The sequence below is a fragment of the Streptomyces sp. NPDC001903 genome, assembly GCF_042891345.1.
Taxonomy (GTDB): Bacteria; Actinomycetota; Actinomycetes; order Streptomycetales; family Streptomycetaceae; genus Streptomyces.
Genome location: NZ_JBIASZ010000009.1, coordinates 116035 through 140264 on the forward strand (window position 1 = coordinate 116035; position 24230 = coordinate 140264).

The 24230-nt window shown below is 73.2% G+C and carries 27 protein-coding genes and 1 pseudogene; 7 read left to right on the top strand and 21 right to left on the bottom strand.

From position 1 onward, the window contains the following. Positions 1-3: 3 nt before the first annotated feature. Entirely contained in the window at positions 4-720 is a 717-nt protein-coding gene (locus ACFYZS_RS21275) for a TetR/AcrR family transcriptional regulator C-terminal domain-containing protein (protein WP_389014668.1), read from the top strand. A 9-nt stretch (positions 721-729) separates the two neighbouring features. Further along, positions 730-1350 (top strand): L-threonylcarbamoyladenylate synthase, encoded by a 621-nt coding sequence (locus ACFYZS_RS21280; RefSeq protein WP_389014671.1) that lies wholly within the window; start codon positions 730-732, stop codon positions 1348-1350. Between the two features lie 72 nt (positions 1351-1422). Here the strand turns inward: ACFYZS_RS21280 and ACFYZS_RS21285 are convergent, their stop codons facing one another. Both ACFYZS_RS21285 and ACFYZS_RS21290 read right to left on the bottom strand, forming a co-directional pair. Beyond that, positions 1423-2376 (bottom strand): hypothetical protein, encoded by a 954-nt coding sequence (locus tag ACFYZS_RS21285; RefSeq protein ID WP_389014674.1) that lies wholly within the window; start codon positions 2374-2376, stop codon positions 1423-1425. A 114-nt stretch (positions 2377-2490) separates the two neighbouring features. Then, positions 2491-2913 carry a ribonuclease domain-containing protein gene (locus ACFYZS_RS21290; protein WP_389014677.1) on the bottom strand — a complete coding sequence of 141 codons (423 nt, stop codon included), beginning with the start codon at positions 2911-2913 and terminating at the stop codon, positions 2491-2493. 185 nt (positions 2914-3098) lie between these two features. Between ACFYZS_RS21290 and ACFYZS_RS21295 the strand changes: the two genes are divergently transcribed. From ACFYZS_RS21295 to ACFYZS_RS21305, 3 genes are all read left to right on the top strand, one after another. Next, a complete protein-coding gene (locus tag ACFYZS_RS21295; protein ID WP_389014680.1) occupies positions 3099-3764 on the top strand; it encodes a 1,4-alpha-glucan branching protein in 666 nt (221 codons plus the stop codon). Between the two features lie 140 nt (positions 3765-3904). Beyond that, positions 3905-4132 (top strand): DUF6296 family protein, encoded by a 228-nt coding sequence (locus tag ACFYZS_RS21300; RefSeq protein WP_389014683.1) that lies wholly within the window; start codon positions 3905-3907, stop codon positions 4130-4132. 247 nt (positions 4133-4379) lie between these two features. Next, positions 4380-5786 carry an Ig-like domain-containing protein gene (locus tag ACFYZS_RS21305; protein WP_389014686.1) on the top strand — a complete coding sequence of 469 codons (1407 nt, stop codon included), beginning with the start codon at positions 4380-4382 and terminating at the stop codon, positions 5784-5786. 115 nt (positions 5787-5901) lie between these two features. On the opposite strand, the gene ACFYZS_RS21310 is transcribed toward ACFYZS_RS21305, so the two are convergent. Continuing rightward, the gene (locus tag ACFYZS_RS21310; RefSeq protein ID WP_389014689.1) at positions 5902-6576 is read right to left on the bottom strand and encodes a DUF4360 domain-containing protein; all 675 of its coding nucleotides are present in this window, start codon (positions 6574-6576) and stop codon (positions 5902-5904) included. 48 nt (positions 6577-6624) lie between these two features. Then, positions 6625-7272, bottom strand: a complete 648-nt coding sequence (locus ACFYZS_RS21315) for a DUF4360 domain-containing protein (RefSeq protein ID WP_389014693.1) — start codon at positions 7270-7272, stop codon at positions 6625-6627. A 222-nt stretch (positions 7273-7494) separates the two neighbouring features. Here ACFYZS_RS21315 and ACFYZS_RS21320 point away from each other — a divergent pair, with 222 nt between their 5' ends. Then, on the top strand, positions 7495-7896 hold the full coding sequence (locus ACFYZS_RS21320) for a hypothetical protein (protein ID WP_389014696.1): 402 nt from the start codon (positions 7495-7497) through the stop codon (positions 7894-7896). Positions 7897-7917: 21 nt separating this feature from the next. Here the strand turns inward: ACFYZS_RS21320 and ACFYZS_RS21325 are convergent, their stop codons facing one another. From ACFYZS_RS21325 to ACFYZS_RS21335, 3 genes and pseudogenes are all read right to left on the bottom strand, one after another. Continuing rightward, positions 7918-8487 carry a hypothetical protein gene (locus ACFYZS_RS21325; protein WP_389014699.1) on the bottom strand — a complete coding sequence of 190 codons (570 nt, stop codon included), beginning with the start codon at positions 8485-8487 and terminating at the stop codon, positions 7918-7920. 373 nt (positions 8488-8860) lie between these two features. Then, a pseudogene (locus ACFYZS_RS21330) lies at positions 8861-9091 on the bottom strand (hydrogenase subunit MbhD domain-containing protein); the annotation flags it as partial. A 95-nt stretch (positions 9092-9186) separates the two neighbouring features. Continuing rightward, positions 9187-9624, bottom strand: coding sequence for a monovalent cation/H+ antiporter complex subunit F (locus ACFYZS_RS21335; protein ID WP_389014702.1), 438 nt, complete (start codon positions 9622-9624; stop codon positions 9187-9189). Between the two features lie 289 nt (positions 9625-9913). On the opposite strand from ACFYZS_RS21335, the gene ACFYZS_RS21340 reads away from it, so the two are divergent. Continuing rightward, the gene (locus ACFYZS_RS21340) at positions 9914-10753 is read left to right on the top strand and encodes a class II glutamine amidotransferase (RefSeq protein ID WP_389014704.1); all 840 of its coding nucleotides are present in this window, start codon (positions 9914-9916) and stop codon (positions 10751-10753) included. A 64-nt stretch (positions 10754-10817) separates the two neighbouring features. Here the strand turns inward: ACFYZS_RS21340 and hypE are convergent, their stop codons facing one another. From hypE to ACFYZS_RS21410, 14 genes are all read right to left on the bottom strand, one after another. Then, entirely contained in the window at positions 10818-11807 is a 990-nt protein-coding gene (gene hypE / locus ACFYZS_RS21345; protein ID WP_389015168.1) for a hydrogenase expression/formation protein HypE, read from the bottom strand. A gap of 76 nt (positions 11808-11883) precedes the next feature. Beyond that, positions 11884-13020 carry a hydrogenase formation protein HypD gene (hypD, locus tag ACFYZS_RS21350; RefSeq protein WP_389014707.1) on the bottom strand — a complete coding sequence of 379 codons (1137 nt, stop codon included), beginning with the start codon at positions 13018-13020 and terminating at the stop codon, positions 11884-11886. Further along, positions 13017-13373 (bottom strand): HypC/HybG/HupF family hydrogenase formation chaperone, encoded by a 357-nt coding sequence (locus ACFYZS_RS21355; RefSeq protein WP_389014710.1) that lies wholly within the window; start codon positions 13371-13373, stop codon positions 13017-13019. The genes hypD and ACFYZS_RS21355 overlap by 4 nt, the downstream gene beginning before the upstream one ends. Next, complete coding sequence (gene hypF / locus ACFYZS_RS21360) at positions 13342-15726, bottom strand: carbamoyltransferase HypF (RefSeq protein WP_389014713.1); 2385 nt, start codon at positions 15724-15726, stop codon at positions 13342-13344. The genes ACFYZS_RS21355 and hypF overlap by 32 nt, the downstream gene beginning before the upstream one ends. After that, positions 15726-16619, bottom strand: a complete 894-nt coding sequence (gene hypB, locus ACFYZS_RS21365) for a hydrogenase nickel incorporation protein HypB (protein ID WP_389014716.1) — start codon at positions 16617-16619, stop codon at positions 15726-15728. Before hypB ends, hypF begins: the two co-directional genes overlap by 1 nt. 3 nt (positions 16620-16622) lie before the next feature. Continuing rightward, positions 16623-17036 carry a hydrogenase maturation nickel metallochaperone HypA gene (hypA, locus tag ACFYZS_RS21370; protein WP_389014719.1) on the bottom strand — a complete coding sequence of 138 codons (414 nt, stop codon included), beginning with the start codon at positions 17034-17036 and terminating at the stop codon, positions 16623-16625. Between the two features lie 197 nt (positions 17037-17233). After that, positions 17234-17338 carry a DUF6893 family small protein gene (locus ACFYZS_RS21375; RefSeq protein ID WP_389014722.1) on the bottom strand — a complete coding sequence of 35 codons (105 nt, stop codon included), beginning with the start codon at positions 17336-17338 and terminating at the stop codon, positions 17234-17236. 9 nt (positions 17339-17347) lie between these two features. Continuing rightward, positions 17348-17878, bottom strand: a complete 531-nt coding sequence (locus ACFYZS_RS21380; protein WP_389014725.1) for a hydrogenase maturation protease — start codon at positions 17876-17878, stop codon at positions 17348-17350. Beyond that, positions 17875-19305: a hypothetical protein gene (locus ACFYZS_RS21385; protein WP_389014728.1), complete on the bottom strand. Its 1431-nt coding sequence runs from the start codon at positions 19303-19305 to the stop codon at positions 17875-17877. The genes ACFYZS_RS21380 and ACFYZS_RS21385 overlap by 4 nt, the downstream gene beginning before the upstream one ends. Further along, the gene (locus ACFYZS_RS21390; protein ID WP_389014731.1) at positions 19302-20003 is read right to left on the bottom strand and encodes a DUF6084 family protein; all 702 of its coding nucleotides are present in this window, start codon (positions 20001-20003) and stop codon (positions 19302-19304) included. Before ACFYZS_RS21390 ends, ACFYZS_RS21385 begins: the two co-directional genes overlap by 4 nt. After that, complete coding sequence (locus ACFYZS_RS21395; RefSeq protein ID WP_389014734.1) at positions 20000-20680, bottom strand: DUF5947 family protein; 681 nt, start codon at positions 20678-20680, stop codon at positions 20000-20002. The genes ACFYZS_RS21390 and ACFYZS_RS21395 overlap by 4 nt, the downstream gene beginning before the upstream one ends. Then, the gene (locus ACFYZS_RS21400; protein WP_389014737.1) at positions 20677-21198 is read right to left on the bottom strand and encodes a hypothetical protein; all 522 of its coding nucleotides are present in this window, start codon (positions 21196-21198) and stop codon (positions 20677-20679) included. The genes ACFYZS_RS21395 and ACFYZS_RS21400 overlap by 4 nt, the downstream gene beginning before the upstream one ends. After that, positions 21195-22979, bottom strand: a complete 1785-nt coding sequence (locus ACFYZS_RS21405; RefSeq protein ID WP_389014740.1) for a nickel-dependent hydrogenase large subunit — start codon at positions 22977-22979, stop codon at positions 21195-21197. The genes ACFYZS_RS21400 and ACFYZS_RS21405 overlap by 4 nt, the downstream gene beginning before the upstream one ends. A 118-nt stretch (positions 22980-23097) precedes the next feature. After that, entirely contained in the window at positions 23098-24156 is a 1059-nt protein-coding gene (locus ACFYZS_RS21410) for a hydrogenase expression protein HypE (RefSeq protein WP_389014742.1), read from the bottom strand. Positions 24157-24230 lie beyond the last annotated feature (74 nt).

Genomic DNA, 24230 nt, shown 5'->3' on the forward strand with positions numbered 1-24230 from the left:
GAGATGACCCGCCGACCGGAGGCGGCGCCCCGGGCGCCGTTGAACAGGGACCGCGTGCTGCGCGCCGCCGTCGAGCTGGCCGACGGCATCGGGATCGAGGCGCTGAGCATGCGGCGGCTCGCACAGGAGCTGGGCGTGGTGCCGATGGCGCTCTACAAGCACGTCGCCAACAAGGAACAGCTCCTGGACGGCATGGTGGAGGCCGTGGTGGGCGAGATCGACCCCCCCGCCGACGGATCCGACTGGCAGGGCGCGGTCCGCCGGCGGATCCTCTCGGCGCGCGCCGCCCTGCTGGGGCACCCCTGGGCTGCCCAGGTGATCCGCTCGCGCAGCGGCCCGACCCCGGCGGTGCTCGCCTACCTGGACTCGGTGATCGGCATGTTCCGCGCCGGAGGCCTCTCGGTCGACCTCACCCACCACGTGATGCACGCGCTGGGCGGCCGCGTCCTGGGGTTCACCCAGGAGGTGTTCGACGCCGCGCCGGACCCGGATCCCGCGGCGCGGGCGGCCATGCCCCCGGAGGCCGCCGCGACCTACCCCCACGTCGCGGAACTGGCGATGGCCGCCGCCCACGACGGGGACTCCGTCGTGGGCGGCGGCTGCGACGACCAGTTCGAGTTCGAGTTCGCGCTGGACCTGCTCCTGGACGGCTTCGAACGCCTCAGGCGGCAGGGCTGGACCTCGGGCGCCCGGCGAGCCGGGGGTGGCCTGATCGCGTAGGCTCGGCCAATGGCCAAGTACTTCGACGTGCACCCCGAGAACCCCCAGCAGCGCACCATCGCCAGTGTCGCTGACAGCATCCGCTCCGGCGCGCTCGTCGCGTACCCGACGGACTCCTGCTACGCGCTGGGCTGCCAGCTCGGCAACCGTGACGGCCTCGCCCGGATCCGGTCCATCCGCAACCTCGACGACCGTCACCACTTCACCCTGATCTGCCAGGACTTCGCCCAGCTGGGCCAGCTCGTGCAGATCGACAACGACGTGTTCCGCGCGATCAAGGCGTCCACGCCCGGCAGTTACACCTTCATCCTCCCCGCGACGAAGGAAGTGCCGCGCCAGCTGCTGCACCCCAAGAAGAAGACGGTCGGCGTCCGCATCCCCGACCACGCCGTCACGCAGGCCCTCCTCGCCGAGCTGGGCGAGCCGCTGCTCTCCAGCACCCTGCTCCTGCCCGACGAGCCGGAACCGCTGACGCAGGGCTGGGAGATCAAGGAACGGCTCGACTACCTCGTGGACATCGTGGTCGACTCCGGCGACTGCGGGACCGAGCCGACCACCGTCATCGACTTCTCCAGCGGCGAGGCCGAGATCGTGCGGCGCGGGGCCGGCGACACCACGCGGTTCGAGTGACGGAGTCCGGCCCGCCTTCTGCGTGAGGCGGGCCCGGGGGCGTCCGGCGCGATCCGAAGGACGCGGCCCGGGTCAGGGGGCGGGCGGATCGGCCGGCCGGGGGTCACCCCCGCGGCGGACCAGACCGTACGCCCAGCGCTCGTTCAGGCCGGCCAGGAAACCGACGCTGCCCCAGAAGAACCAGGCCTTGATCAGGGCCTGGTGGCCGGCCACGGAGAGCGGAGCCGGACCGCACATGTCCCCGGGGGCGGCCGGCGGGGTGAGCAGGGTGAGGATGCCGCCGTTGATGAGAAGGAAGAGCGAACTGGCCAGGAACCAGCCGACCACCACCCGGTACCAGCCCTCCTGACGCATCATCCGGGCGAGCTGCACCGGATCCGCGGGGACGTCGGCGGGCTCGGAGCCGCCGGGAGCCGGCCGGATCAGCTGGTAGGCGTCGCGCAGCCGGATGATCACACTGAAGACCGCGCCCATCGCCCCGCCCGCGAAGCAGACCAGGGAGTCCATCAGGACCAGCTCTTCGGGGCAGCCGATGGGGCCGTGGAACAGCGGCGGCAGGAACCGGCCGGCGAGCAGGGTCAGTACCAGCACCACGGGGCTGAGGACGATGCCGAAGGCGAGGCCCGTGTTGAGCCCGCGCCCGCCGGCGAGCGCCGCGTCGGCCGCGAGCCGCTGGGCGGCCGCGTCGGCCTCGGCCCCGAGGCGGTCGGCTCCCGTTCCCCCTCCGGGCGTGGGCGGGCGTCCGGCGGGGCCGGCCGCGGTCTCGCGGATGCCCGCGCGTACGGCCGCCTCCAGGGCCCGGCACACGGCCGTGCCCGTACGCTCCTCGAACGCGCGCTGCGCGGCCGCGTGGAGGCGTTCGATCCGGGCCAGCCGCAGCGGCTCCGCTTCCCGCAGCCGCTGGAGGCCGGGAGCCTCCTCGGCGAGTCCGAGGGCCTCGGCCATCGTCCGCGGCCCGACCGGGCCGGCGGCTCCGAACAGCCAGGCTCTGATCGCCTCCGTCCGGTCCCTGCGCCCTTCACTCATCCGCATCCCCCTTGATCCCAGGGGAAGTTGTATCCTCCCGCGGCTCCCGGCGGAACCCCCGGCCCGTGGCGCCGCACGGGCCGGGAGCCGCCGGACGGCGGACGAACGGACGGATCAGCAGCCGAAGTTGACCTTCCGGAACGAGGCGTAGTGGTCGGAGGTGTAGTAGTCCTCTTCCCACTGCTGCCCGGTGATGATCCGGCGCGCCCCGCGCGTCGGCGAGCCCGGGGTGATGACCGTGTACTCGTGGTAGTAACCGCTGCCGTGGATCGGCAGCAGCCGCTCGCGGTTCTGGAAGACGACGCCGTCCTGCGAGTAGGGGAACGGGCCGCCCTGGTCGATGAGATCGAGGGTGTCGTGCGCCTGCGACGGCAGCGCCGAATAGCAGATGCTGCCGACCGCGGCCGCCGCGGCGGCCGCGGCGGAGACGGGGGCGGAGGCGGGGACGGGAGCCGCCGAAGCGGTCGGTCCGGTGAGGAGGGCGCCGGCTATCGCCGCTGCGCCGACGAGGGTCACGAAGCGTGGGGGGATTCTCATGCGGCCCATGATGACGCGCGTAGAGCAGCGGCCGTCAACGCCAACTCCGTTGAGTTTCCCGCCTGTTCATCCGGTGCGTACGGGGCTTGGCACGGACGTCGACGCCTCGTAAGGCGGACGCAACCCGGGGCCGCCGGGCACGGGTGGCAGGATGATCGTCAGTCGACCGAGAGAGGTGCCGCACCATGGCCGTAGTCCACCGGACCACGATGAACCCCGGCAAGCTGGAGCTGCTCGCTTCCTGGCTTCCCACCCAGCCCTGGTACCGGGACCCCGGCTCGGGGAGCGCCCCGCAGCCCGCGAAGGCCGGGGGCTTCCGGCTCGACGACCCGCAGGGCGAGGTCGGGATCGAGTTCATGGCCGTCTGCGACGGCGCGGGCGACCGGACGATCACCTACCACGTGCCCCTCACATACCGCGGCGCGCCGCTGGACGGGGCGGAGCACGCCCTCATCGGCACCTCCGAGCACGGGGTGCTGGGTCGCCGCTGGATCTACGACGGGACCCACGACCCCGTCCTGGTCGAGCGGTTGTACGCGCTCGTGCGCGGCGAGGCGGCGGCGCAGGCGCAGAGCGAGAGCGATACGCCCGACCCGTCCGTCACGGGCTGGTACGCGGGGACCGGCGAGCCGGGCCCGGTCGCGGTCCTCGGGGTGTCCGCCGGGCCGGAGACGACCGACGTGCTGGTGCGGACCCCGGCCGGGAAGGAAACCCTGAGCGTCCAGCGGGTCCTGCGCACCGCACCGGCGCAGGACGACGCCGCCGAACAGCCGCTGGGGCACGTCACGGCGGAGTGGACGCTGCCGGACGGGGCCAAGGCGCGCGGCCGGTACGCGGTCGTCCGCCCGTAGGCCCGCGCCGCCACCCGGCGCGCGGGCCGGGACCCGCCCCGGCCCGCGCCGGGTGGCGGCGCGCGGGCGGCGCCCACCGACCGCTGCGCGCATCATGGGAGGTGGGGAAGGCCCCTTTCGCCCGGCAGAGGAGGGCGCGGATGAGTTCCGAGCGCTACGAGCTGGTGTTTTCCGAGGGCCCGGACACGGCGGAGGACGTCGTCGTGGTGACGGCCACCGGCCAGGCCGGGCCGGGCGGCCACCCGGTGTACGCGGACGCTTCCGGCATCGTCCGTGCGGAGATCAGCGACCAGGAAGAGGTCCGCGTCCTCGCCTCCGGCGGCGGCCAGGACCCGGCCCGCGTGGTCCGGGTCCGACCCCTGCCCTGAACGCGCCCGGAACGCCGCCGGAACGCCCCGTTGCTCCGTCCGAGTTCTCTTGCGTGCCCGTTCGGTCGCACCGCCCGAGCGCATGATCATCATTTAGCCGCGCAATCGTTTTGATGCTCCCAACGGGCCGTGGGCGAGCTGGGAAGGCTGCGTGGCGATGTCATCGACGCACCGTGCACAAAAGGAACGACGGGTACGACGGGCCCTGGGGGCGCCGGGGAGCAGGACGTGGAGCGTGGTGGCCGCCGTGACCGGTGCCGCCCTCGTCGTCGCCGCGGCCCCGGGCCGGGCCCCCGGGCAGGACGCCTCGGGGCGGCCGCCCGGCGGCCCGGACGCCGCCGTGACCCTGCTCGTGGGCCGGGCGCTGGACCAGGGCGACGGCGGCATCGCCGCGCGGTGCGCGCTGGAGGCCTTCCGCGACGGCCTGTGCACCGGCTGGCGGCAGCAGCGCGTACGGGCCACCTCCCGGGGAGCCGGGGCGGTGCTGCGCGGGCCGGCCTCCCGCGGGGCGGGCGGGGAGGCTCGTACGGTCCTGCTCCCCACCAACTCCGGCGGTCCGCTGGAGATCGCGCTCGCCGAGGCGGGGCAGCTCACCGACGTCACCGTACGCGACGGGCACGGGCGCTACGTGGGGGGCGAACTCGCCCCCAGGAGCCGCCACTGGACCAACACCGAGCCGCTGCGGGCCGGCGAGCACTACACCGTGCACGTGGGTGCCCAGGACGCGGCGGGAACCCCGGTCGGCGTCACCCTGGCCTTCCGGACCTCGCCGCCCCCGGACGAGGGCCGGCTCACGGTGGAGTTCGGCCCGCGGCCCGGCACGTACGGCGCGGGCCAGATCGTGACGGCCGCCCTGAGCCGTCCGGTCCCCGCCGCCGACCGGACGGCGCGGGCCCGGGTGGAACGGGCGCTCCAGGTCACCTCGGAGCCCGCCGTCGAGGGCGGCTGGCACTGGGTGGACGATTCGACGCTGCACTACCGGCCGCGTACGTACTGGCCGGCGCACGCGGAGGTGCACGTGACGAGCGGTCTCGACGGGGTCGAGGTGGGCGACCACGACTACGGCGGCCCCTCCGACTCCACGGAGTTCACCGTCGGGGACCGGATCGAGGCGGTCACCGACGCCGAGTCGCACGAGATGACCGTACGCCGCAACGGCAAGGTCATCCGGACGATCCCGGTCACCACCGGCAAGGCGGGGTTCCGGACGCGCAGCGGCATCAAGGTCGTGCTGCGCAAGGAGTACCAGGTCCGGATGCGCGGGGACTCCGTCGGCATCAAGCGCGGTACGAGCGAGTTCTACGACCTGCCGGTCTTCTACGCGACGCGGGTGACGTGGAGCGGCGAATACGTGCACGCCGCGCCCTGGTCGGTCGCCTCGCAGGGCGAGGAGAACGTGAGCCACGGCTGTACGGGCATGAGCACGGCGGAGGCGGCCTGGTTCTTCGAGACCGTACGGGAGGGGGACATCGTGCAGGTGGTCAACAGCGAGGGCGAGCCGATGGCTCCGTTCGAGAACGGATTCGGCGACTGGAACCTGGACTGGCGGGCCTGGCAGGCGGGCAGCGCCCTCGGCTCCGACGCCACCGTCCCGGCCCCCGCCCTCCCCGCGGTCTCCCACCACGCCGCGTCCCGGCTGCGCCCCTTGACCTGAGCGGCGCGGCTTGACCTGAGCGGCGCGGCTTGACCTGAGCGGCGCGGCGCGGCCCGGCTCCGTACCCGGCGGATCCGCCGGGTACGGGGCTGGGCGTCAGGCGGTGGCGCGGGAGCTATCTCGGCGAAGGGCAGACCTGCCAGGCGAGGTGGTAGAGCGTGCTCACGCTCGCGTCCGTGGAGTCCATGGCCATAAAGCTCGTGGCGGTCTGCGGATTGGACGTTCCCGCATTCACGCGCAGTTCCGTATTGATGTTGAAGTTTCGTTTCTCCCCGCACGGCGCCCAGACCAGATCCGCATACTCGGTCTTGTCGCTCGCCTGCCAGTTGTCGTTGTGCGGACCGTTGAACTGATGGGTTCGCTGGGTCGTCTGGGGCATTCCCTGGAAGTAGTAGTTCGCCCGCTCCTGACCCCACGCGCCGGGCTGGAGGAACGCGAATCCGCGGTAGTCCGCCTGGACGATCGCGTAGGTGAATCCCGAAGGAACGTGGACGCGGAGATTGAGCTGGCAGTTCTTGCGGAATGCCGTGGGCGGCGCGCCGGGGCCCACCTGCGCGAGGTAGTCACTGTAGGTGACGGTGAAGGCGGTGTTGTCGGGCGCGACGGCCACCTCGGCGGTGCCCTCCCGGCAGCCCGATCCGTTCACCGTGGCGAGTTCGATCACGATCTTGTCGGGCGGGGCGGTGATCTGCGGGGTGTGGCCGGCGGCCCCGGCGGAGGTCGCCGCCGTGGCGATCAGCACGGCCGCCGCGCCACCGGTGAGCAGGGTACGAGACAGGGAATGAGACATCGTTGTCACTCCTGATCATCGATCGGTGTTTCCTGCGCTCACGCCGCGTCAGGCCGCCGCCGGGCATTCCTTCCACTCGAAGTGGTAGACCGTGCTCACGCTGCCGTCCGTCGAGTCCATGCTCATGAAGCTCAGGGCCTGCGGGTTCGACGTGCCCGCGTAGACCCGCAGTTCGCTGTTGACGTTGAGGTTGCGCTCCTCGCCACAGGGCGCGAAGACCAGGTCCTGGTAGTCGGTCTGGTCGCTCGCCTGCCAGTTGTCGGAGTACGGGCCGCCGAACTGGTGGTTCGTGCGGGCCGTCTGCGGCATGCCCTGGAAGTAGTAGTTCGCGCGCTGCTGGCCGTACGCCCCGCGCTGGAGGTGCGCGAAGCCGCGGTAGTCGGCCCGGGCGATGGCGTACGTGAACCCCTGCGGTACGTGGACCTGGAGGGCGAGCTGGCAGTTCTTGCGGAACTCGGTGCCGCCCGAGCCGGCGCCGGCCTGGGCCAGGTAGTTGCTGTACGTGACGCTGAAGGAGGTGTTGTCGGAGGCGGTGGTGACGCCCGCGGTCCCCTGCGGGCATCCCGAACCGTTGACTCCGACCACCTCGACGGTGATTCTGCCGGGCGGCGTGGACGGGGTGTCGGCCTGCGCGGGAACGGCCAGGGCGCATAACGCCGCGGCCGCCGCGCCGACGGTGAATCTGCGGAGCAACATCTTTGTTTCTCCATTCAATTATCCGGTGGCACCGGAAACCTGAATCGGAACCGGAACCGGTTCGAATTTCGGCATGCACATGCCACCACAGGGAATCCGTGGGGGGAAGGACGCGAAACGGCCAACCCCTCCGTCCCGCACCCGCCTGGCCGAATTCGGGCACCACGGCAGTGTGCGCAGGGCGAGAGGTGTGGGGAGCGCGCGGGTGGGCAGGCGCCGGGCATGGCTCTCCAGCACCCGGCGGAACGCGCCGGCGAGGGGCGCGCCGCCCGCTTCGAGAAGCTGGCCGAGCTCGCCTCCAATTTCACGAGCTCCGCCGTCTTCTCCGTGCTGTGCGTGCTCCTGGTGGCCGGTTTCGTGGCGGTGCACCTGGCGGGACTGCCCACGGAGTGGCAGCACCTCGCGGGCGACGCCATGGCTGCCGTGTCCCTGCTGCTGCTGGCCCTGCTGAAGAACTCCGAGCGCCGCGCCGAGCACGCCATCCAGCGCAAACTCGACGCGATCGCCGCGGCGCTGCTGGACCGGCAACAGGGCGAGGAGGGCCGGGAGGGCCGGGACAAGGACGCGTCGGGCAAGGCGCACGAGGATTTGGAGTCCGCCATCCGGATGGAGGAGCGGCTGTAGGACGCCCCCGCCGGGCACCTCCTACGCCTGGAGGGCCACCGCCGCCAGCAGGGCGGCCACTCCCACGGCCAGCCGGGGTCCCCCGCCCAGCCCCGATGCAGGCGGCGCAGCGGCTGGCCAGGGCCGCCGAGCCCAGGCCGAGCCCCGCCCCCGCAGCGATCCACTCCACCGGGACCGTGGCCGTGGCCGAGACTCTCCGCGACCGCCGGAACCGCGCCGACGAGCAGCCCCGACAGGAGCGGGGCGGCCGGAACCGCGACCATGGGCGGGTGCGGTGCCTTCCGGGGCGGCCGAGGGCTCCGGCTCCTCCCCCTCCCCGCTGGCTCGGCGTCCGCGGGCCCCGTACTCGGGGGCGCCGCGGAGGATCCGGGCGGCGGCACGCAACAGCGCGGCGCCGGTCACCGCCGAGGTCATGAGGAACACCGGCAGCAGCACGTGACCCGCCGCTTCCTCGCCGAGCGCCTTGCCCAGGCCCGCGCCGAACGGCGGGAGCCCGGCCAGGCACAGGGCGCCGAGGGCGAACAGCAGGCCGACGGCCCGCTGGGACCGCGCCTTGCCGTGGAGGCTGCGCCCGTACTGGTCGAGCAGCACCCCCCAGCCCGAAGAGCATCGCTTTCGCGCAGCCGTGGCCGGCCACGTACACGGCGGTGGCGGCGGTGCCCGCCGGGGTCAGCAGGGCGATGCCGACGATCAGGTGGCGCTGCGGCCAGCAAAGGCGACGACCGTCAGGGCGTCGGTGGGCTGCCCGGCGAGCCGCTCCCCGAGGCGGGCGGGGTTGAGCTCGCCGGTACGGGCGTACAACATCGCGATGCCGAGCAGGGAGCCGATACGCGGCGAAGGACGTGACGATCCCGAAGGTGAGAGCGCCCTGGAGCGGCCTCGCGTCTTCGATGCGGTAGCCCGTCAGGGCGAACGCGGCGAGGCCGGGCTCCTCGGCGGGCCCGCGGCGGGCCATGCGCGCCGCGAGCAGGATCAGCAGCGGTGTCAGCGCCGTGCGGACGGCTGGCCGGGAAAGTGCCACGTCAGGGGCTTGGAGTACGAGGAACAGCACGGTCAGGGCGAGCCCCGGCACCGCGAGGGCCCGCGGCCTGGCGCACGGCCTCGCGACAGGACGGCCCGGGTCGCGGCCGCCACGACGAGCAGCAGACCGATCGCCAGCCACGGCGCAGGCGATCAGCGGTGCCGCCGAGTCCATTGGCCGGGGCCAGCGCGTGCAGCCGCCCCAGGCCGCCGCGCACGCGCCCGTGCAGGAGCACGAGCGCCGCCGCCACCACGTGCACGGCGGCCACCTCAGCCGCCCCCGGCGGGCGGGCCGGAGCCGGCGACCGGGTCCGCGAAGCGGGTGAAGACCAGCACCCCGGCCGAGGGCAGCACCGCGAAGACCAGGGCGAGGTCCTGGTAGGAAGGCCGGCCGTTGGCCATGCGCAGGAACAGGAGGATGGCGCCCGTCACCGTGCCCGCCAGACCGGCGAACCGCTCCACGGCGCCGGCGAGCAGGACCAGTGCGGCCGCCGACCACGCCTGCGCGGGTACGGCGCTCACCGCGCACCGTCCCCGCGGGGCGCCGCCCGGCGCGGCCGCGAAGGTGTGGACTACGACCTCCGCGCCCCCGTCCGGCACGCCGACCACGCAGGGGTCGGCGGACCAGCCGAGCGGCGCTGCCGCCCCGCCGGGATCCGCGCCCTCGCGCAGGCGGAGCCGCCGGGTCCGCCCGGCTGCCGCTCGCACTGCCCGGCCAGTACGCCCGGCAGTGCGGCCAGAGCCCGAGCGGCGGCGAGCGGCGGCCCGGCAACCGCCCGCAGCGCCCCGGCGGTTCCGCGCACCCCGATGGCCGCCGCCCGCGACCGTTGCGTCGCCCATGTACGCCCCGTCCGCCGCCCGCACCCCCTCCGGCGCCCGGGGCGGGAGATGCCACTCGTCCGGCGCAAGCACATGAAGGGCATGCGCGTCAAGGCGCGGAGCGTCGGAAGCTCGGCCGCGATAGGCTCGTACGGGGCGCAGGAGAGGGATGATGCGGATGTGTCGCTGGCTCGCCTACTCCGGTTCGCCGATGCTGCTCGACGCGGTTCTCTACCAGCCGGAACACTCGTTGATCGATCAGAGCCTCCACGCCAAGATGGGTGTCGAGTCGACGAACGGCGACGGCTTCGGCATCGGCTGGTACAGCGCCGACGGCGACGGCACACCGGCGATCTTCCGGGACATCGGACCGGCCTGGAACAACCGCAATCTGCGGGAACTGGCCGCCCACGTCCGCTCGCCGCTGTTCTTCGCGCACGTCCGCGCCTCGACCGGCTCGGCCATCCAGCAGACGAACTGCCACCCGTTCCGGCACGGCCGCTGGCTGTGGATGCACAACGGCGCCATCACCGACTTCCACCGCCTCCAGCGTGATCTGTGCATGGCCGTCGACCCGGCCCTGTTCCCGTGCATCGAGGGCTCCACGGATTCCGAGGTGATGTTCTACCTGGCCGTCACCTTCGGCCTCGACCAGGACCCCCCGGGCGCGGTCGCCCGGATGACGGGCCTGGTGGAGCGCGTGGGCAAGGAGCACGGGGTCGCCGACCCGATGCAGATGACGATCGCGGTCAGCGACGGCGAGCGGGTCTGGGCCTTCCGCTACTCCAGCGCGGGCCAGTCGCGTTCGCTGTTCTACAGCAGCAAGGCGGAAACGGTGCGGCAGCTGTACCCGGAGCTGCCGTTCCTGCGGGAGGTCTCGGACGCGACGCGCCTGGTGGTCTCCGAGCCGCTCGGCGACCTCCCGGGCGTGTGGAACGAACTTCCCGAGGCCAGCTACGCGGTCCTGCCCTCCGCGGCCACACAGGACTACCTGCCCTTCATCCCCGAGCTCCCCTGACGGCGGACCGGGGCCCGTGCCCGGCGCACGGGCCCCGCCGCGGGTCGTCGACGCGGTCCCGGCCTCAGCAGATGCGGGGCAGCTGCTCCCCGATCGGCAGGTCCACGACGCGGGTTCCGCCGAGGCCGGTGCGGGCCACCACCAGGCCCGGGTGGGCCTCGACCGCCTCGCCGATCACGGTCGCGTGCCGGCCCAGCGGGTGCGCGCGCATCGCGTCGAGGACGGCGTCGGCGTGTTCCCGGGGTACGAACGCGACCAGTTTGCCCTCGTTGGCCACGTAGAAGGGGTCGAGGCCGAGGATCGCGCAGGCGTTGCCCACGGCCTCCGGCACCGGCACCCGGCCCTCGTGGATGACGACCCCGGCGCCCGAGGCGGCCGCGATCTCGTTGAGGGCGGCCGCCAGCCCGCCGCGGGTGGGGTCGCGCAGGACGTGCAGGTCGGGGGTGACCGCGAGCATGGCCTGGACGAGCCCGCCCAGTGGCGCGCAGTCGCTCTTGACGTCCACCCCGAATTCGAGGCCCTCGCGGACGCTCATGATGGCCACCCCGTGCAGGCCGATCTCCCCGCTGACGATGACGACATCACCCGGTACGACGCGCTGCGGGCGCAGGTCCACCCCGTCGGGGATGAGCCCGATGCCGGCGGTGTTCAGGTAGATGCCGTCGCCGTGCCCGGACTCGACGACCTTGGTGTCCCCGGTGGCCACCTCGACGCCCGCGGCCCGCGCGGCCGCCCCGAGGTCCGTGGAGACCCGGGCCACCACGGAGAGCTCGACGCCCTCTTCGAGGATGAACCCGCAGGAGAGGTAGGCGGCCCGGGCTCCGCTCATGGCCAGGTCGTTGACCGTGCCGTTGACCGCGAGGTCACCGATGCTGCCGCCGGGGAAGAAGAGCGGGCGCACCACGTAGGAGTCCGTCGAGAAGGCGAGGCGGGCCCCGCCCACCGTGACCGCGGCGGAGTCGCCGAGCTGGGCGAGCACCTCGCCGCCGAAGGCGGGTGCGAAGACGTGCTGGACGAGCTCGGCGGAGAGCGCTCCGCCGCCGCCGTGTCCCATCACCACCCGGGGGCGGTCCCGCAGCGGGGCCGGACACGTCCAGCCCGTGACGTCGAGTACGGCGTCGGACAGGGCTTCAGACAACGGGGCTCGCCTCCAGCGGTGCGGTCCGGGCGACCGGCGCGAGGTCGAGGCGCCGGTAGAGGTAGTACGCGGCGCACGCGCCCTCGCTCGAGACCATCGTGGCGCCGAGCGGGGTGCGCGGGGTGCAGGTGGTGCCGAACGCCTCGCACTCGTGCGGCTTGATGAGCCCCTGGAGGACCTCGCCGCTGCGGCACTCGGCGGGCTCCAGCGTGGCGATGTCCGTCACCGAGAAGCGGTGCTCGGCGTCGTAGTCGCGGTAGCGGGCGGACAGCCGCCAGCCGCTTCGGGGGATGACGCCGATTCCCCGCCAGGCGCGGTCGGTGACCTCGAAGACGTCCTCCAGCATGGCGAGGGCGGCCGGGTTCCCCTCCGGGCGGACGGCGCGCGCGTAGGCGTTGTCGACGGTGTGCTCGCCGCGCTCCAGCTGCCGTACGGCCCGGCGCACTCCTTCGAGGATGTCCAGCGGCTCGAAGCCGGTGACCACGATGGGGACCCGGTGGCGCGCGGCCAGCTCCGGGTACTCCCCCATGCCCATCACACTGCACACGTGCCCGGCGGCGAGGAAGCCCTGGACCCGGCAGCTCGGGGAGGTCATGATCGCCTCGATGGCCGGGGGCACCCGGACGTGGGAGACGAGCAGGCTGAAGTTGGGGATGCCGAGCTTCTTCGCCTGGTACACCGTCATGGCGTTGGGCGGCGCGGTGGTTTCGAAGCCGATGCCGAAGAACACCACCTCGCGCGCCGGGTTCTGCTGCGCGATCCGCAGGGCGTCGAGCGGCGAGTACACCACCCGTACGTCGCCGCCCTCGCTGCGCACCTGGAACAGGTCCCGGCCCGATCCGGGGACGCGGAGCATGTCGCCGAACGAACAGAAGATCACCTCGGGGCGGGAGGCGATCTCCAGCGCCTTGTCGATGACCTCCAGCGGGGTCACGCACACCGGACAGCCCGGCCCGTGGATCAACTCGACCAGATCGGGGAGGAGTTGATCGATCCCGTGCCGGATGATGGTGTGGGTCTGGCCGCCGCAGACCTCCATCAGCGCCCAGGGGCGGGTGACGGTGGCGTGGATGTCGTCGAGCAGGCGGCGGGCCAGCTCGGGGTCCTGGAATTCCTGGATGTACTTCACTGCTGCTGCGCCTCCTGTGCGGCGTCCTCGGCGTGCTGCGGCTGCTGCGCGATGTCGTCGGCGAAGGGCCAGTCCGCCACGCCCGCCTCGGCCGCCGCCCGCTCCCAGGGGTCGCCGAACTCTTCCTGGAGCATGCCCAGTTGGGCGAAGAGTTCGAGGGTCTGCCGGGCCGACTCCTCGTCGAGGCGCTGCAGGGCGAAGCCGACGTGGACGATGGCGTACTCGCCGACCTGGAGGTCCGGCAGGTACTCCAGGCACACCTCCTTGACCACACCGCCGAAGTCGACGGTCGCCATGCGGGTGCCGTCCTTCTCCCCGATGTCAAGCACTCTGCCGGGTACCGCCAGGCACATGGCCCTCTCCTTGCTGTGGGTGTTGCGGGGCACTGGCCGCCACCATGAGCTGGCCGAGGGCCAGCCCCCCGTCGTTCGGCGGGACGCGGTGGTGGCGCAGGACGGTGAATCCGCGCTCGCGCAGCAGGCGGGCGCAGGCGCAGGAGAGCACGGTGTTGGCGAAGACCCCGCCGGTCAGGGCGACGGTGTCGAGCCCGTGCCGCTCGCGCGCGAGGACGGCCAGCGTGCCCACGAGTTCGGCGACGGCCGCGTGGAAGCGGGCGGCGATCAGGGCCTTGGCCGTGCCCGCCCGTACGTCGGCCACGACCGCCGCCAGTACGGGGGCCGGGTCGGCCGTGACCGGGGTCCCGCCGCCGCGTGCTCCCGGGTGCAGCGCGAAGGCGTATCCGCCGTCCGCCGGTGTCCCGGACGCCGCGAGCGCCGCGCCCTCCAGCTCGATGGCGGCCTGGGCCTCGTACCCGGCGTGGTGGCAGACGCCCGCCAGGGAGGAGACGGCATCGAAGAGGCGGCCCATGCTGGAGGTCGGCACGCAGTGCAGGTTCCGCTCCAACTGGCGCCGGAGCAGCCGTAGCTCCTCCGGCGGGCAGGCTGCCGTACAGGGCAGGTCCGGGTCCCAGTCGAGCCCGGCGGCACGCAGATGGGACAGGGCCATCCGGTACGGCCGGTGCACGGCGGCGTCGCCGCCCGGCAGCGGGACGTAGGCGAGGTGTGCGAACCGGGTGTAGCCGGCGTAGTCCGCCAGCAGCACCTCCCCGCCCCACACCGCCCCGTCGTCGCCGTACCCCGTCCCGTCGAACGCGACGCCGATCACCCTGTCGGCGCCGTCCCGGCCGTGTTCGGCCATCGCGGACGCGATGTGCGCGTGGTGGTGCTGGACCGCGACGACCGGGCGGCCGGCGGCGCGGCCGCGGACCAGGCGGCCCGAGCGGTAGCCGGGGTGCCGGTCGACGGCGAGCAGTCCGGGGGTGACGCCGGTGATGGACTCCAGCTGCTGCTCGGCGCGCTCGAAGGCGTACTGCGTGGCCAGGTCGTCCATGTCCCCGATGTGGGCGGACAGCCAGGCCTTGCGGCCCTCGCCGAGGCAGAAGGCGTTCTTGAGGTCGCCGCCGGCGGCGAGCGCGGCGGGTACGGACAGCGGCAGCGGGAGGGGCAGCGGGGCGTGGCCGCGGGAGCGGCGCAGCACCAGGGCCTCGCCGTCGCAGACGCGTACCACGGAGTCGTCGCAGGGGACGTGGATGGGCCGGTCGTGGGTCAGCCATGCGTCGGCGAGCCGGCCGAGCCGGTCCAGGGCCTCGGTGTCGTCGGTGACGATGGGCTCGCCCGACAGGTTGCCGCTGGTCATGACGAGCAGCCGGGGGCCGGGCGGATCGCCGGGCAGGCCGAGCAGCAGGTGGTGCACGGGGGTGTAGGGGAGCATCACTCCCAGGTCGGGGCTGCCCGGGGCGACGGCCTCGGCGACGAACCCCTGCGCGGCGGCCCCGGGGCGGCGGCGCATCAGGACGATGGGGCGGGCCGGACCGGTGAGCAGGGCCCGTTCGGCCGGGCCGAGGTGGACGAGGTGCTCGATGTCGGCGGGTTCGCGGGCCATCAGGGCGAACGGCTTGTCCCCGCGGGCCTTGCGGCGCCGCAGCTCGGCCACGGCCGCGGGGTGTGCGGCGTCGCAGGCGAGGTGGTAGCCGCCGAGGCCCTTGACCGCGAGGATCGCCCCGCGGGCCAGCATCCGGCGGGCCTCGGCCACCGGGTCGGCGCCGGCCCCCTCGCGCGGCGGCGTACCGGAGAGCAGGCGCAGCCGGGGTCCGCAGGCGGGGCAGGCCACCGGCTGGGCGTGGAAGCGCCGGTCGGCGGGGTCGGCGTACTCGCGGGCGCAGTCCGGGCACATCGGGAAGCGGGCCATGGTGGTGTGCGCCCGGTCGTACGGCAGCCCGGTGACGATGGTGAAGCGGGGGCCGCAGTGCGTGCAGGTGATGAAGGGGTGCCGGTGGCGCCGGTCGGCCGGATCGGCCAGTTCCGCGAGGCAGTCGGCGCAGGTGGCCACGTCCGGGGAGACGAGGGTGCGGGCGGGGCCGCCGGAGCGGGAGGCGACGATGGCGAAGCCCGCGCCGCCGGAGACGGGCACCTCGTGGTGGTCGACTGCGTCGACGACGGCCAGCGGCGGGGCCTCGGCCGCGAGCCGTTCGCAGAAGGCCGACACGGCCGCCGGGGCGCCCTCGACCTCGGCGACGACCCCCTCGGGGGTGTTGGTGACGTGCCCGGCGAGGCCGAGTCCGGTCGCGCGGGTGTACACGTACGGCCGGAAGCCGACGCCCTGCACCACTCCGCGCACGGTGACCCGGCGGCGCTCCACGGCGTCCATCAGCGGGTCGGCACCACGCCGGAGTGCGGATGCGTGTGCCGGTAGCCGGGGCCGTGGTCGTGGCCCGGACCCCGCCCGGGGCCGGGACCGGGGCCGTGCTCATGGCCGGGGCCGTGCTCATGGGCATGGCCGGTGCCGTGCTCGTGCGCATGGCCCGGGGCGTGGGTGTGGCCCTCGGCGTGGTGATGGTGGTGGTGTGCGGGGGGCTGCTGGGCCATGACCGGGGCGTGCACCGCACCGCCGGCGCCGACCGCCAGCGCCCGGTCGAGCAGGATGCCCGCGCCCTCGCCGCCGCGGGCCGAGGTCAGCACCACCTCCACCCCCGGGTTGACCTGCTGGACGTGCGCGCGGAAGGCCGCCTCGTCGAATTCCACGGCCTGCGCGATGTCCGTCTTCGTCACCACGACGAGCTGGGCGAGCCCGAACGCCGTCGGGTACTTGAGCGGCTTGTCCTCGCCCTCCGTCACGGAGGCCAGGACCACGCGCAGCGATTCGCCGAGGTCGTACGAGGCGGGGCAGACGAGGTTGCCGACGTTCTCCACGAACAGCAGCCGGGTGTCCTCGGGCAGCCAGCCGTCGAGGTGCCGTCCGAGCATCGCGGCTTCGAGGTGGCAGAGCCCGTCGGTGAGCACCTGCTTGACCGGGACGCCCGAACGCGCCAGCCGCAGCGCGTCGTTCTCGGTGGCGAGGTCGGCGGTGAGCGCCGCGACCGGCACGCCGCGCTCGCGCGCCAGGCCGAGTTCGCGCTCCAGCAGGGCGGTCTTCCCGCTGCCCGGGCTGGACAGCAGGTTGACCACCGTGGTGCCGCGGGCGGTGAGTTCGGTGCGCAGGGTGTGCGCGGCCGAGTCGTTCTTGGCGAGGACCGCCTGCTTCAGGTCGACCACACGGCACATGGTTCAGTGCTCCTCGGAGATCGGTTCGCGGGTGGGGGCGGGGGTCCGGTGGGGGCCGGGGCCGGGGCCGTCCTCCCAGTGCACGCTGAGGATCTGCAGCTCGCGCCCGGTGAGGAGCTCCACGTCCGCGGCCTGCCCGCAGCCGGGGCAGACCAGCCGGGGCGGCATGCCGACCGCCCAGTCGCCCGTACAGGAACGGCAGTGCGCGCGGGCGGGGACCTGCTCGGTCACGAGCTCGGCGCCCTCCAGGAGCGTTCCGGCGCAGGCCAGTTCGAAGCAGAAGGCGAGGGCGTCGGGGACCACCCCGGCCAGTTCTCCGACTTGGAGCCGGACCGAGGTGACGGCGATCGCGCCGCCGGCCTCGGCGGCTTCCTCCACCTGGCCCACCACGGCCATGGCGATCGACATCTCGTGCATGGGACTCCGTCCTGCCGGGCCTCATTAGACCGGCCGGCGCCGTACGGGGCGCTCGGGCACGCCGACGCGCCGACGCCCCGTACGCCATTCGGGCGCCGGGGCGGTCGCACGCCGGGGATCGCACGGATCCCAGGTCACGGATCTCAGGTCACGAATCCCAGTTCACGGATCGCAGGTCACGGGTGACCCGTCACCGGTCACATGCGGCGGATCTTCAGATAGCGCTGGATGTCCGGGAGCACCACGCTCAGCGCGCAGGCGAGGACGGCGACGGCCGCGCCGCCGATGATGGCCTTCTTCATGGGTTCTCCTCAGTTGGCGGTGGCGTTGCGCTCTGGGTCGAGCAGTTCCTCGTCCGGGCGGAGGACCAGGTCCAGGACCATCCGTACGGCCTCCGGGACCGCCGCGGCCACCGGGGCGCTCAGGCCGATGCCCTCCTCCAGGGAGCCGGGTTCGCAGCCGACGACCCAGATCCGCCGGGGCGGCGCGGTGCCGGTCCCGGCGCACAGGGTGTCCAGCAGGGCGAGCACCGCGTCGGGGGACATCTGGTGGCCGTCGAGCACGGGGGCCTGCGGGGCGAGTGAGCCCGGCTCCGCGGCCTCGATCAGGTACAGGGTGCCGGGGGCCCCGCCGCGGGCGGTGGCGTCCACCAGGACGAGCGTGTCGTAGCCGTCGAGGAGCTGGTAGGCGAGGTGGACCCCGCGGACGCCGATGTCCACCACCTCGACGTGCTCGGGCAGCCCGTGCCCGGGGCCGGCCAGCCTCCGGACGGTCTCGACGCCGAAGCCGTCGTCGCCGAGGAAGACGTTGCCGATGCCGGCGATCAGGATGCGGCCGCTCACGCGCCCTCCAGGGGGGCGACCTCGTCGGGCTGGAAGTAGAGGAACCGGCCCTGCTCGCGGCGGATGTCGGCGCCGGGGTCCCCTTCGACGGTGACGGCGAGGTGCACTCCGCCGTCGACGTCGTGGAGGACGGCCTCCACCTGTGCGGCCGCTCCCTGCAGGAACAGGTCCTGGGCGTCGGTGCGCCGCAGCCCCGGGCGCAGGATCACCCGGCTGCCGGGGCCCACCGAGGTGCCGCCGATCAGGATCCGGTCGCGGGCCGGATCGGCGGGATCGGCGTGCGCCGGGTCCCACCAGGGGGTGTCCGGCTTGAACACGGCGTCCTCGTCGAAGAGTTCCGCGAAGGACTCGGGGACGGGCGCGCCGGGGTCGGTGATCTCGCGGAGCGCCCGGACCGCGCCGTGCAGGCGTTCCAGCACCTCGGGCGGCATGGTCTCGGCCAGGTCGATGACGGCGGCCGCGCGGGGGTCGGTGCCGCGGGCCTCGCGCTTCTCCTGGTCGGTCAGGGCCGCCGTGCGCAGGGCGAGGATCTCGTCGATCTCGGTGGCGTCGTACATGGCCCCGATGCTCTCGGGGGCGATGCCGGGGTGGTCCTCCAAGATGATCGGCGAGGACAGGACCACGTCGGTGCTGCCCGGGTCGCCGGCCAGCACGGGCCAGGTGTGCCGGTTGGCGCAGGTGGCGACGGAGGCCTTGGCCCACTCGGGCGGGTCGGTCATCGAGAGGAAGGATCCGGCGCTGAGGCCCAGCAGGAGATGGGCCGCGACCAGTGAGCGGGGCAGGGCGGCGTCGCGGTCCGCTCCCCCGGCGAGCTCGGCGTCCGGCATCCAGTCGCTCGTGTTCTCCACCACCGCCGTGAGCTTGAACGCCCGGTAGGGAACGTCCAGTTGCTCCGCGCGCAGCCGCAGCACCCCGTCGGCACGCTCGGTGCGCCGGACCAGTCGGCCCACCTGCCGGCCGTCGGCGCCGAGGACGGGCTCGGTCTCCTCGCGGGCCGGCCGGACGAAGGGCAGACGGACCTCGCCCTCCTCCAGCTCGGTGACGGGGACGGTCATCTCGACCCGCTCCTCGGTGCCCTCGTCCCAGGGGACCAGGACCCGGTCGGGCAGGTGCAGTTCGGGCACGGCCGCGAACGAGCCGTCCGCGCGGGCCTCTTCGACCGTCCGCCGCTGGGCGTGCAGGAAGCGCAGCTCGACGGCGAGGGTGGCCGCGCCCCGGGGTTCCATGACCACCTCGGTGCGCTGGAACGAGTGCTCTCCGTGGGCGGGCCCCCATGCGGGCGGCACCAGGACGCCGAACTGCCAGCGCAGCCGGTTCTTCGCCGCCGAGGCCCGGTACGGGTAGAGGACGTAGCCCTCGAAGAGGACGGCGTCGGCCACCTGCCGGGCAACGGCGAAGCGCGATTCGGGCAGGGCCGTCGTGGTCATGGCGCGGTCCTCTCGGCGGCCCGCGGCAGTACGGCGCCGGCCCACACGGGGTCCGGGGGCGCCGGCTCGGCCGTCGACGCCGCGTCCAGCAGGGTCCGTACGGTCGCCTCCCAGGAGGCGAGGGCGTGCCGGGAGCGGTAGGCGAGCAGCTCCGCCATGGTGTCGCGGGGCAGCCGCAGCCAGCCGCAGCCGGGGAAGTGCTGCTCGACCATCTCCCGCCACACCTCGGCGGGCATCCGGAACGGCGCTTCGCGGTCCCAGGGGACCGGTTCGACCTGGAAGCCCCCGGCGCCGGTGAAGGCCGTGCCGGAGAACAGCATCAGCAGCGGTGCCTCGCCCTCCTCCAGGGCGCTGAGATAGCGGCCGGAGGCGATGTCCATGTCGTACGAGCACGGGACGACGACATCGGTCTCGGTCTCCCCGGTGAAACTGGGGACCATCACCGAGACCTGGGCGAACTGGAGGGGCTGGAGGGTGGTCCCCCAGCGGGCCCGCTCGCCGAACAGGTCGTGGAGCGCGGCGGCCTCGCCCGTGCCGTAGCCGCGCCGGGCCGGTTCGATGCGGATCTGGCAGCGCAGCGCCAGGGCGTGGACGCGCTTGTCCGGAGCGGTGGTGATGCGCAGCCGGAAGACGAGGGTGGGGCCGGCCGCGTACGGGTCGGCGCGCACCCCGGTGCAGGCGAAGGCGAAGTCGGTCACGGCCGCCCCTCCCCCGCCCCGGCGGGGACCTTGGCCCTGCGCTCGACCTGCGCGAAGAAGGCGTTCAGCGCGGCGCGGGCCTCGGCCCCGCCGTCGAAGCCCTGCCACAGCAGCCGCATCCGCCCCACCAGCTCGTAGCAGATGTCGATGGGGACGAGGTAGCACTCGGTGCGGCCCTCGGTCCGGCGCAGCAGCAGCGCCTCCACGTCGGGTTCGAGCAGCGCGGCGAGCGCCCCGCCGCCGAGCACGTTCTGCCAGGTGGCCGGGTCCAGTTCGCTCTCGGTGGCGCCGGCCGGGCTCGGGTAGAGCGCGACCAGCCGGTCGAGGGCGGCGTTGCGGAAGAAGAAGGCGACGCCGACCGGGATCTGGAGCTGCTCCCAGGCGCCCTCGCCGAGCCGGTGCTCCGGGTCGGTGAGGTAGCGGTCCGGGACGGCGCGGAAGCGCCCGGTGGCGGCGCCGGGCCGGTCGAACAGCAGGGCGCAGGCGGTGCAGGCGCAGACCAGCGCCCGCTTCTCGACCTCCACCAGGTGGCGGTGGCCGTCCTCGGGGACCGCCGCCGCGCACAGTTCGCAGCGCTCGGGCCGGGGCGGCCGGGGCCCCGTGAACCGGCGCAGTCCGCGCGGCCCGGCGGAGCCGGTGCCCGGCTCAGCCGTCTCCCAGGGGTGCGGCGCGTTCACCGGGCCCGCGCCGGGGCCTGCGGGCGGGTGCCGATCTGGAGCAGGGGCAGGGGCGGTTCGGCCGCTTCGAGCTCCACCGAGGTCACCTCGGGCGCGAAGCAGGCCAGGGCGTCCTCGACGCTCCGCGGCACGGCGTCGCCGCCGGAACCGCAGCCGCAGCCGCCGCCCGGGGCGGAGCGCAGGCGCAGCACGCCGGTGGCCGCGTCGAAGCCGACCAGCTCCACGGGGTCCCGTACGGAGTCCAGGGCGCGGGCGATCCGCGTGTGCACGTCCTCCGGGTGCAGGTCGTGCAGGGCGAGCAGGCTCGCGACGAGCTCGTCGTCCAGCAGCCCGCCGAGCCGCTCCACGCCGAGCCGCTCCACGATCCGGGCGAGCCCGGCCCCGTAGAAGTCCATGAGCACGCGCACCAGTTCCTCGGCCGCGGCGCAGGCCTCGCGGTCGCCGGAGGCGGCCAGCCGGTCCAGGACCTCGTCCACGCGCCGGCCCGCCTCGCGGGCGTCGGTCGCCTGCGCGCTCATCCGCCGAGTCCGCTCAGGCCGGTGGGCACGTGCATCTGCTTGACCGTCTTGCCGCCGCCGACGTACATGTGCACGCCGCACGGCAGGCAGGGGTCGAAGCTGCGCACGGCGCGCATGATGTCGATGCCCTTGAAGTTCTCCGGGGAGTTCTCCTCGAAGATCGGGGTGTTCTGGACGGCGTCCTCGTACGGTCCGGGGGTGCCGAAGGTGTCGCGGGTGCTGGCGTTCCACGGGGTCGGCGGGTACGGGTGGTAGTTGGCGATCTTGCCGTCGCGGATCACCATGTGGTGCGAGAGCACGCCGCGCACGGCCTCGGTGAAGCCGACTCCGATGGACTCGTCCGGGACCTCGAACTTCTCCCAGGTCTGGGTGCGTCCGGCGCGGACCTCGGCCAGGCCCTTCTCGGCGCAGTGCAGCGCGATGGCCGCCGCGTACGCCTGGAAGTACGTGCGGGCGCGGTTGCGCTCCAGCGCGTTGCTCCACTTCGGGATCTTCCACTCGAAGCGGGTCTCGGGCTTGGTCATGGTGCGGGGAAGGGTGATGACCACGCTGTGGCCGGTGGCCTGGACGTAGTCGGTGTGCACGAGCCCGGACAGGGCGGTGGACCACAGGCGGGCGATGGGGCCGCCGCCGGTGTCGAGGGCCAGGTGGTCCTTGCCGTCGAACCAGCGCGGGGACATCACCCAGCTGTACTTGTCGTCGAAGTTCCGCTTCTGCGGGGCCGGGATGGTGTGCTGGTTCCACGGGTGGCGGGCGTCGACGGGGTTGCCGAGCGGGTCGTGGGTGACGAACTTCTCCTGGCCCTGCCAGTCGTCGTAGTACGAGCTGCCGAGCAGGATGCGGATGCCGAGGTTGATCTCGGTGAGGTCGTTGGTGACCAGCTTGCCGTCCACCACCACGCCCGGGGTGACGAACATCTTCCGTCCCCAGTCGGTCATGTTGGCGTACGTGAAGTCGCAGTACTCGGGGTCGTTGAGCGCGCCCCAGCAGCCCAGCAGGACGCGCCGGCGGCCGACCTCCTCGTACCCGGGCAGGGCCTCGTAGAAGAAGTCGAAGAGGTCGTCGTGGAGCGGGACCACGCGCTTCATGAACTCGCAGTACCGCATGAGGCGGCTCATGTAGTCCGTGAAGAGCTGGACGGAGGCGATGGTGCCGACGCCGCCCGGGTAGAGGGTGGAGGGGTGCACGTGGCGCCCCTCCATGAGACAGAACATCTCGCGCGTGTACCGGCTGACCTGGAGGGCCTCGCGGTAGAACTCGCCCTCGATGGGGTTGAGCGAGCGCATGATGTCGGCGATGGTGCGGTAGCCGTGGTCACCGGCGTGCGGGGCCTCGGTGCGCTCGGCGAGTTCGAGTACGCCGGGGTTGGTCTCGCGGACCATCTTCTCGCAGTAGTCGACCCCGACCAGGTTCTCCTGGAAGATGTTGTGGTCGAACATGTACTCCGCCGACTCGCCCAGGTTGATGATCCACTCGGCGAGGTGGGGCGGCTTCACCCCATAAGCCATGTTCTGGGCGTAGACGGAGCAGGTGGCGTGGTTGTCGCCGCAGATCCCGCAGATGCGGCTGGTGATGAAGTGCGCGTCGCGGGGGTCCTTGCCGCGCATGAAGACGCTGTAGCCGCGGAAGACGGACGAGGTGCTGTAGCACTCCGCGACCTTCTTCTGCTTGAAGTCGATCTTCGTGTGGATGCCGAGACTGCCCACGATCCGGGTGATCGGATCCCAGGCCATCTCCACCAGGCCGCTGCCGTCACCGGCCGCCTTCGTCTTCGGTGTCATCTTGTCTGCCGTGACCCTTCTTGGAGGCGGGAGCTGGGGTTTTGGGGAGGCGCAGCGGTGGGGCGCGGGCCCGGGTGCGGGCCCGCGCCGGGCGGGCGGGGTGCCCGGGACGGCCCGGTCACCAGGGCTTGCGGTATCCGGTGGTCAACTGCCGTCCCGGATGGCGCCACTTGGGCTCCTGGTCCACCGTGTGCTCGGTGATCGACCTGAGCTTGCGGATCAGCGTGCCGTAGACCCCGCTGGCGGTGACGGAGACCCTCGCCCCCGGAGGTTCGTCCATGAAGGGCATGAACTTGTCGGGGAAGCCGGGCATGGTGCAGGCGATGCAGATGCCGCCGACGTTGGGGCAGCCGCCGATGCCGTTCATCCAGCCGCGCTTGGGCACGTTGCACTTGACGACGGGGCCCCAGCAGCCGAGTTTGACCAGGCACTTGGGCGAGTCGTAGGTCTGCGCGAACTCGCCCTGCTCGTAGTAGCCGGCCCGGTCGCAGCCCTCGTGCACGGTGGCGCCGAAGAGCCAGGTGGGGCGCAGCTTGTCGTCCAGGGGGATCATCGGCGCGGAGCCGGCCGCCTGGTAGAGCAGGTAGGTGAGGGTCTCGGAGAAGTTGTCCGGCTGGATCGGGCAGCCGGGCACGCACACGATCGGGATGCCGGCCTTCGAGGTCCAGTCCCAGCCGAGGTAGTCGGGCACGCCCATGGCGCCGGTGGGGTTGCCCTCCATCGCGTGGATGCCGCCGTACGTGGCGCAGGTGCCGATCGCCACCACGGCGAGGGCCTTGGGCGCGAGGCGGTCGATCCACTCGCTGGTGGTGATGGGCTGGCCGGTCTCCGGATCGTCGCCGAAGCCGCACCAGTAGCCCTCGGGCTTGATCTTCTCGTTGGGGATCGAGCCTTCGACGACGAGCACGAAGGGGTCGATCTCCCCGCGCTCCCCCTTGAAGAACCATTCGATGAAGGTGTCGGCGCCGCCGACGGGTCCGCATTCGAAGTCGATCAGCGGCCAGTGCACGGCGATCTTGGGCAGGCCCGGGAGGACGCCCATGACGATCTCCTCGATGCTGGGCTGCATCGCTGCCGTCAGGGACACCGAGTCGCCGTCGCAGCTCAGTCCGGCGTTGATCCAGAGGATGTGGATCGGGGGGTCCTCTACTGCCGTGCTCGGCGTTGCTGCATCCATGAGGATCGCTCCTTGGGAGGGGATGCGGGGGGGGTGGGTGGGGCCGGGGACGCGGAGGGGGCGGGAACGGGGAG

What these genes read in the sequence shown, in the direction of transcription:
- ACFYZS_RS21275 (WP_389014668.1), top strand. Translation starts at nt 4, where the DNA reads ATGACCCGCCGACCGGAGGCGGCGCCCCGGGCGCCGTTGAACAGGGAC.
- ACFYZS_RS21280 (WP_389014671.1), top strand. Translation starts at nt 730, where the DNA reads ATGGCCAAGTACTTCGACGTGCACCCCGAGAACCCCCAGCAGCGCACC.
- ACFYZS_RS21285 (WP_389014674.1), bottom strand. Translation starts at nt 2,376, where the DNA reads ATGAGTGAAGGGCGCAGGGACCGGACGGAGGCGATCAGAGCCTGGCTG.
- ACFYZS_RS21290 (WP_389014677.1), bottom strand. Translation starts at nt 2,913, where the DNA reads ATGAGAATCCCCCCACGCTTCGTGACCCTCGTCGGCGCAGCGGCGATA.
- ACFYZS_RS21295 (WP_389014680.1), top strand. Translation starts at nt 3,099, where the DNA reads ATGGCCGTAGTCCACCGGACCACGATGAACCCCGGCAAGCTGGAGCTG.
- ACFYZS_RS21300 (WP_389014683.1), top strand. Translation starts at nt 3,905, where the DNA reads ATGAGTTCCGAGCGCTACGAGCTGGTGTTTTCCGAGGGCCCGGACACG.
- ACFYZS_RS21310 (WP_389014689.1), bottom strand. Translation starts at nt 6,576, where the DNA reads ATGTCTCATTCCCTGTCTCGTACCCTGCTCACCGGTGGCGCGGCGGCC.
- ACFYZS_RS21315 (WP_389014693.1), bottom strand. Translation starts at nt 7,272, where the DNA reads ATGTTGCTCCGCAGATTCACCGTCGGCGCGGCGGCCGCGGCGTTATGC.
- ACFYZS_RS21320 (WP_389014696.1), top strand. Translation starts at nt 7,495, where the DNA reads ATGGCTCTCCAGCACCCGGCGGAACGCGCCGGCGAGGGGCGCGCCGCC.
- ACFYZS_RS21340 (WP_389014704.1), top strand. Translation starts at nt 9,914, where the DNA reads ATGTGTCGCTGGCTCGCCTACTCCGGTTCGCCGATGCTGCTCGACGCG.
- hypE (WP_389015168.1), bottom strand. Translation starts at nt 11,807, where the DNA reads ATGGGACACGGCGGCGGCGGAGCGCTCTCCGCCGAGCTCGTCCAGCAC.
- ACFYZS_RS21355 (WP_389014710.1), bottom strand. Translation starts at nt 13,373, where the DNA reads ATGTGCCTGGCGGTACCCGGCAGAGTGCTTGACATCGGGGAGAAGGAC.
- hypF (WP_389014713.1), bottom strand. Translation starts at nt 15,726, where the DNA reads ATGGACGCCGTGGAGCGCCGCCGGGTCACCGTGCGCGGAGTGGTGCAG.
- hypB (WP_389014716.1), bottom strand. Translation starts at nt 16,619, where the DNA reads ATGTGCCGTGTGGTCGACCTGAAGCAGGCGGTCCTCGCCAAGAACGAC.
- hypA (WP_389014719.1), bottom strand. Translation starts at nt 17,036, where the DNA reads ATGCACGAGATGTCGATCGCCATGGCCGTGGTGGGCCAGGTGGAGGAA.
- ACFYZS_RS21375 (WP_389014722.1), bottom strand. Translation starts at nt 17,338, where the DNA reads ATGAAGAAGGCCATCATCGGCGGCGCGGCCGTCGCCGTCCTCGCCTGC.
- ACFYZS_RS21385 (WP_389014728.1), bottom strand. Translation starts at nt 19,305, where the DNA reads ATGACCACGACGGCCCTGCCCGAATCGCGCTTCGCCGTTGCCCGGCAG.
- ACFYZS_RS21400 (WP_389014737.1), bottom strand. Translation starts at nt 21,198, where the DNA reads ATGAGCGCGCAGGCGACCGACGCCCGCGAGGCGGGCCGGCGCGTGGAC.
- ACFYZS_RS21405 (WP_389014740.1), bottom strand. Translation starts at nt 22,979, where the DNA reads ATGACACCGAAGACGAAGGCGGCCGGTGACGGCAGCGGCCTGGTGGAG.
- ACFYZS_RS21410 (WP_389014742.1), bottom strand. Translation starts at nt 24,156, where the DNA reads ATGGATGCAGCAACGCCGAGCACGGCAGTAGAGGACCCCCCGATCCAC.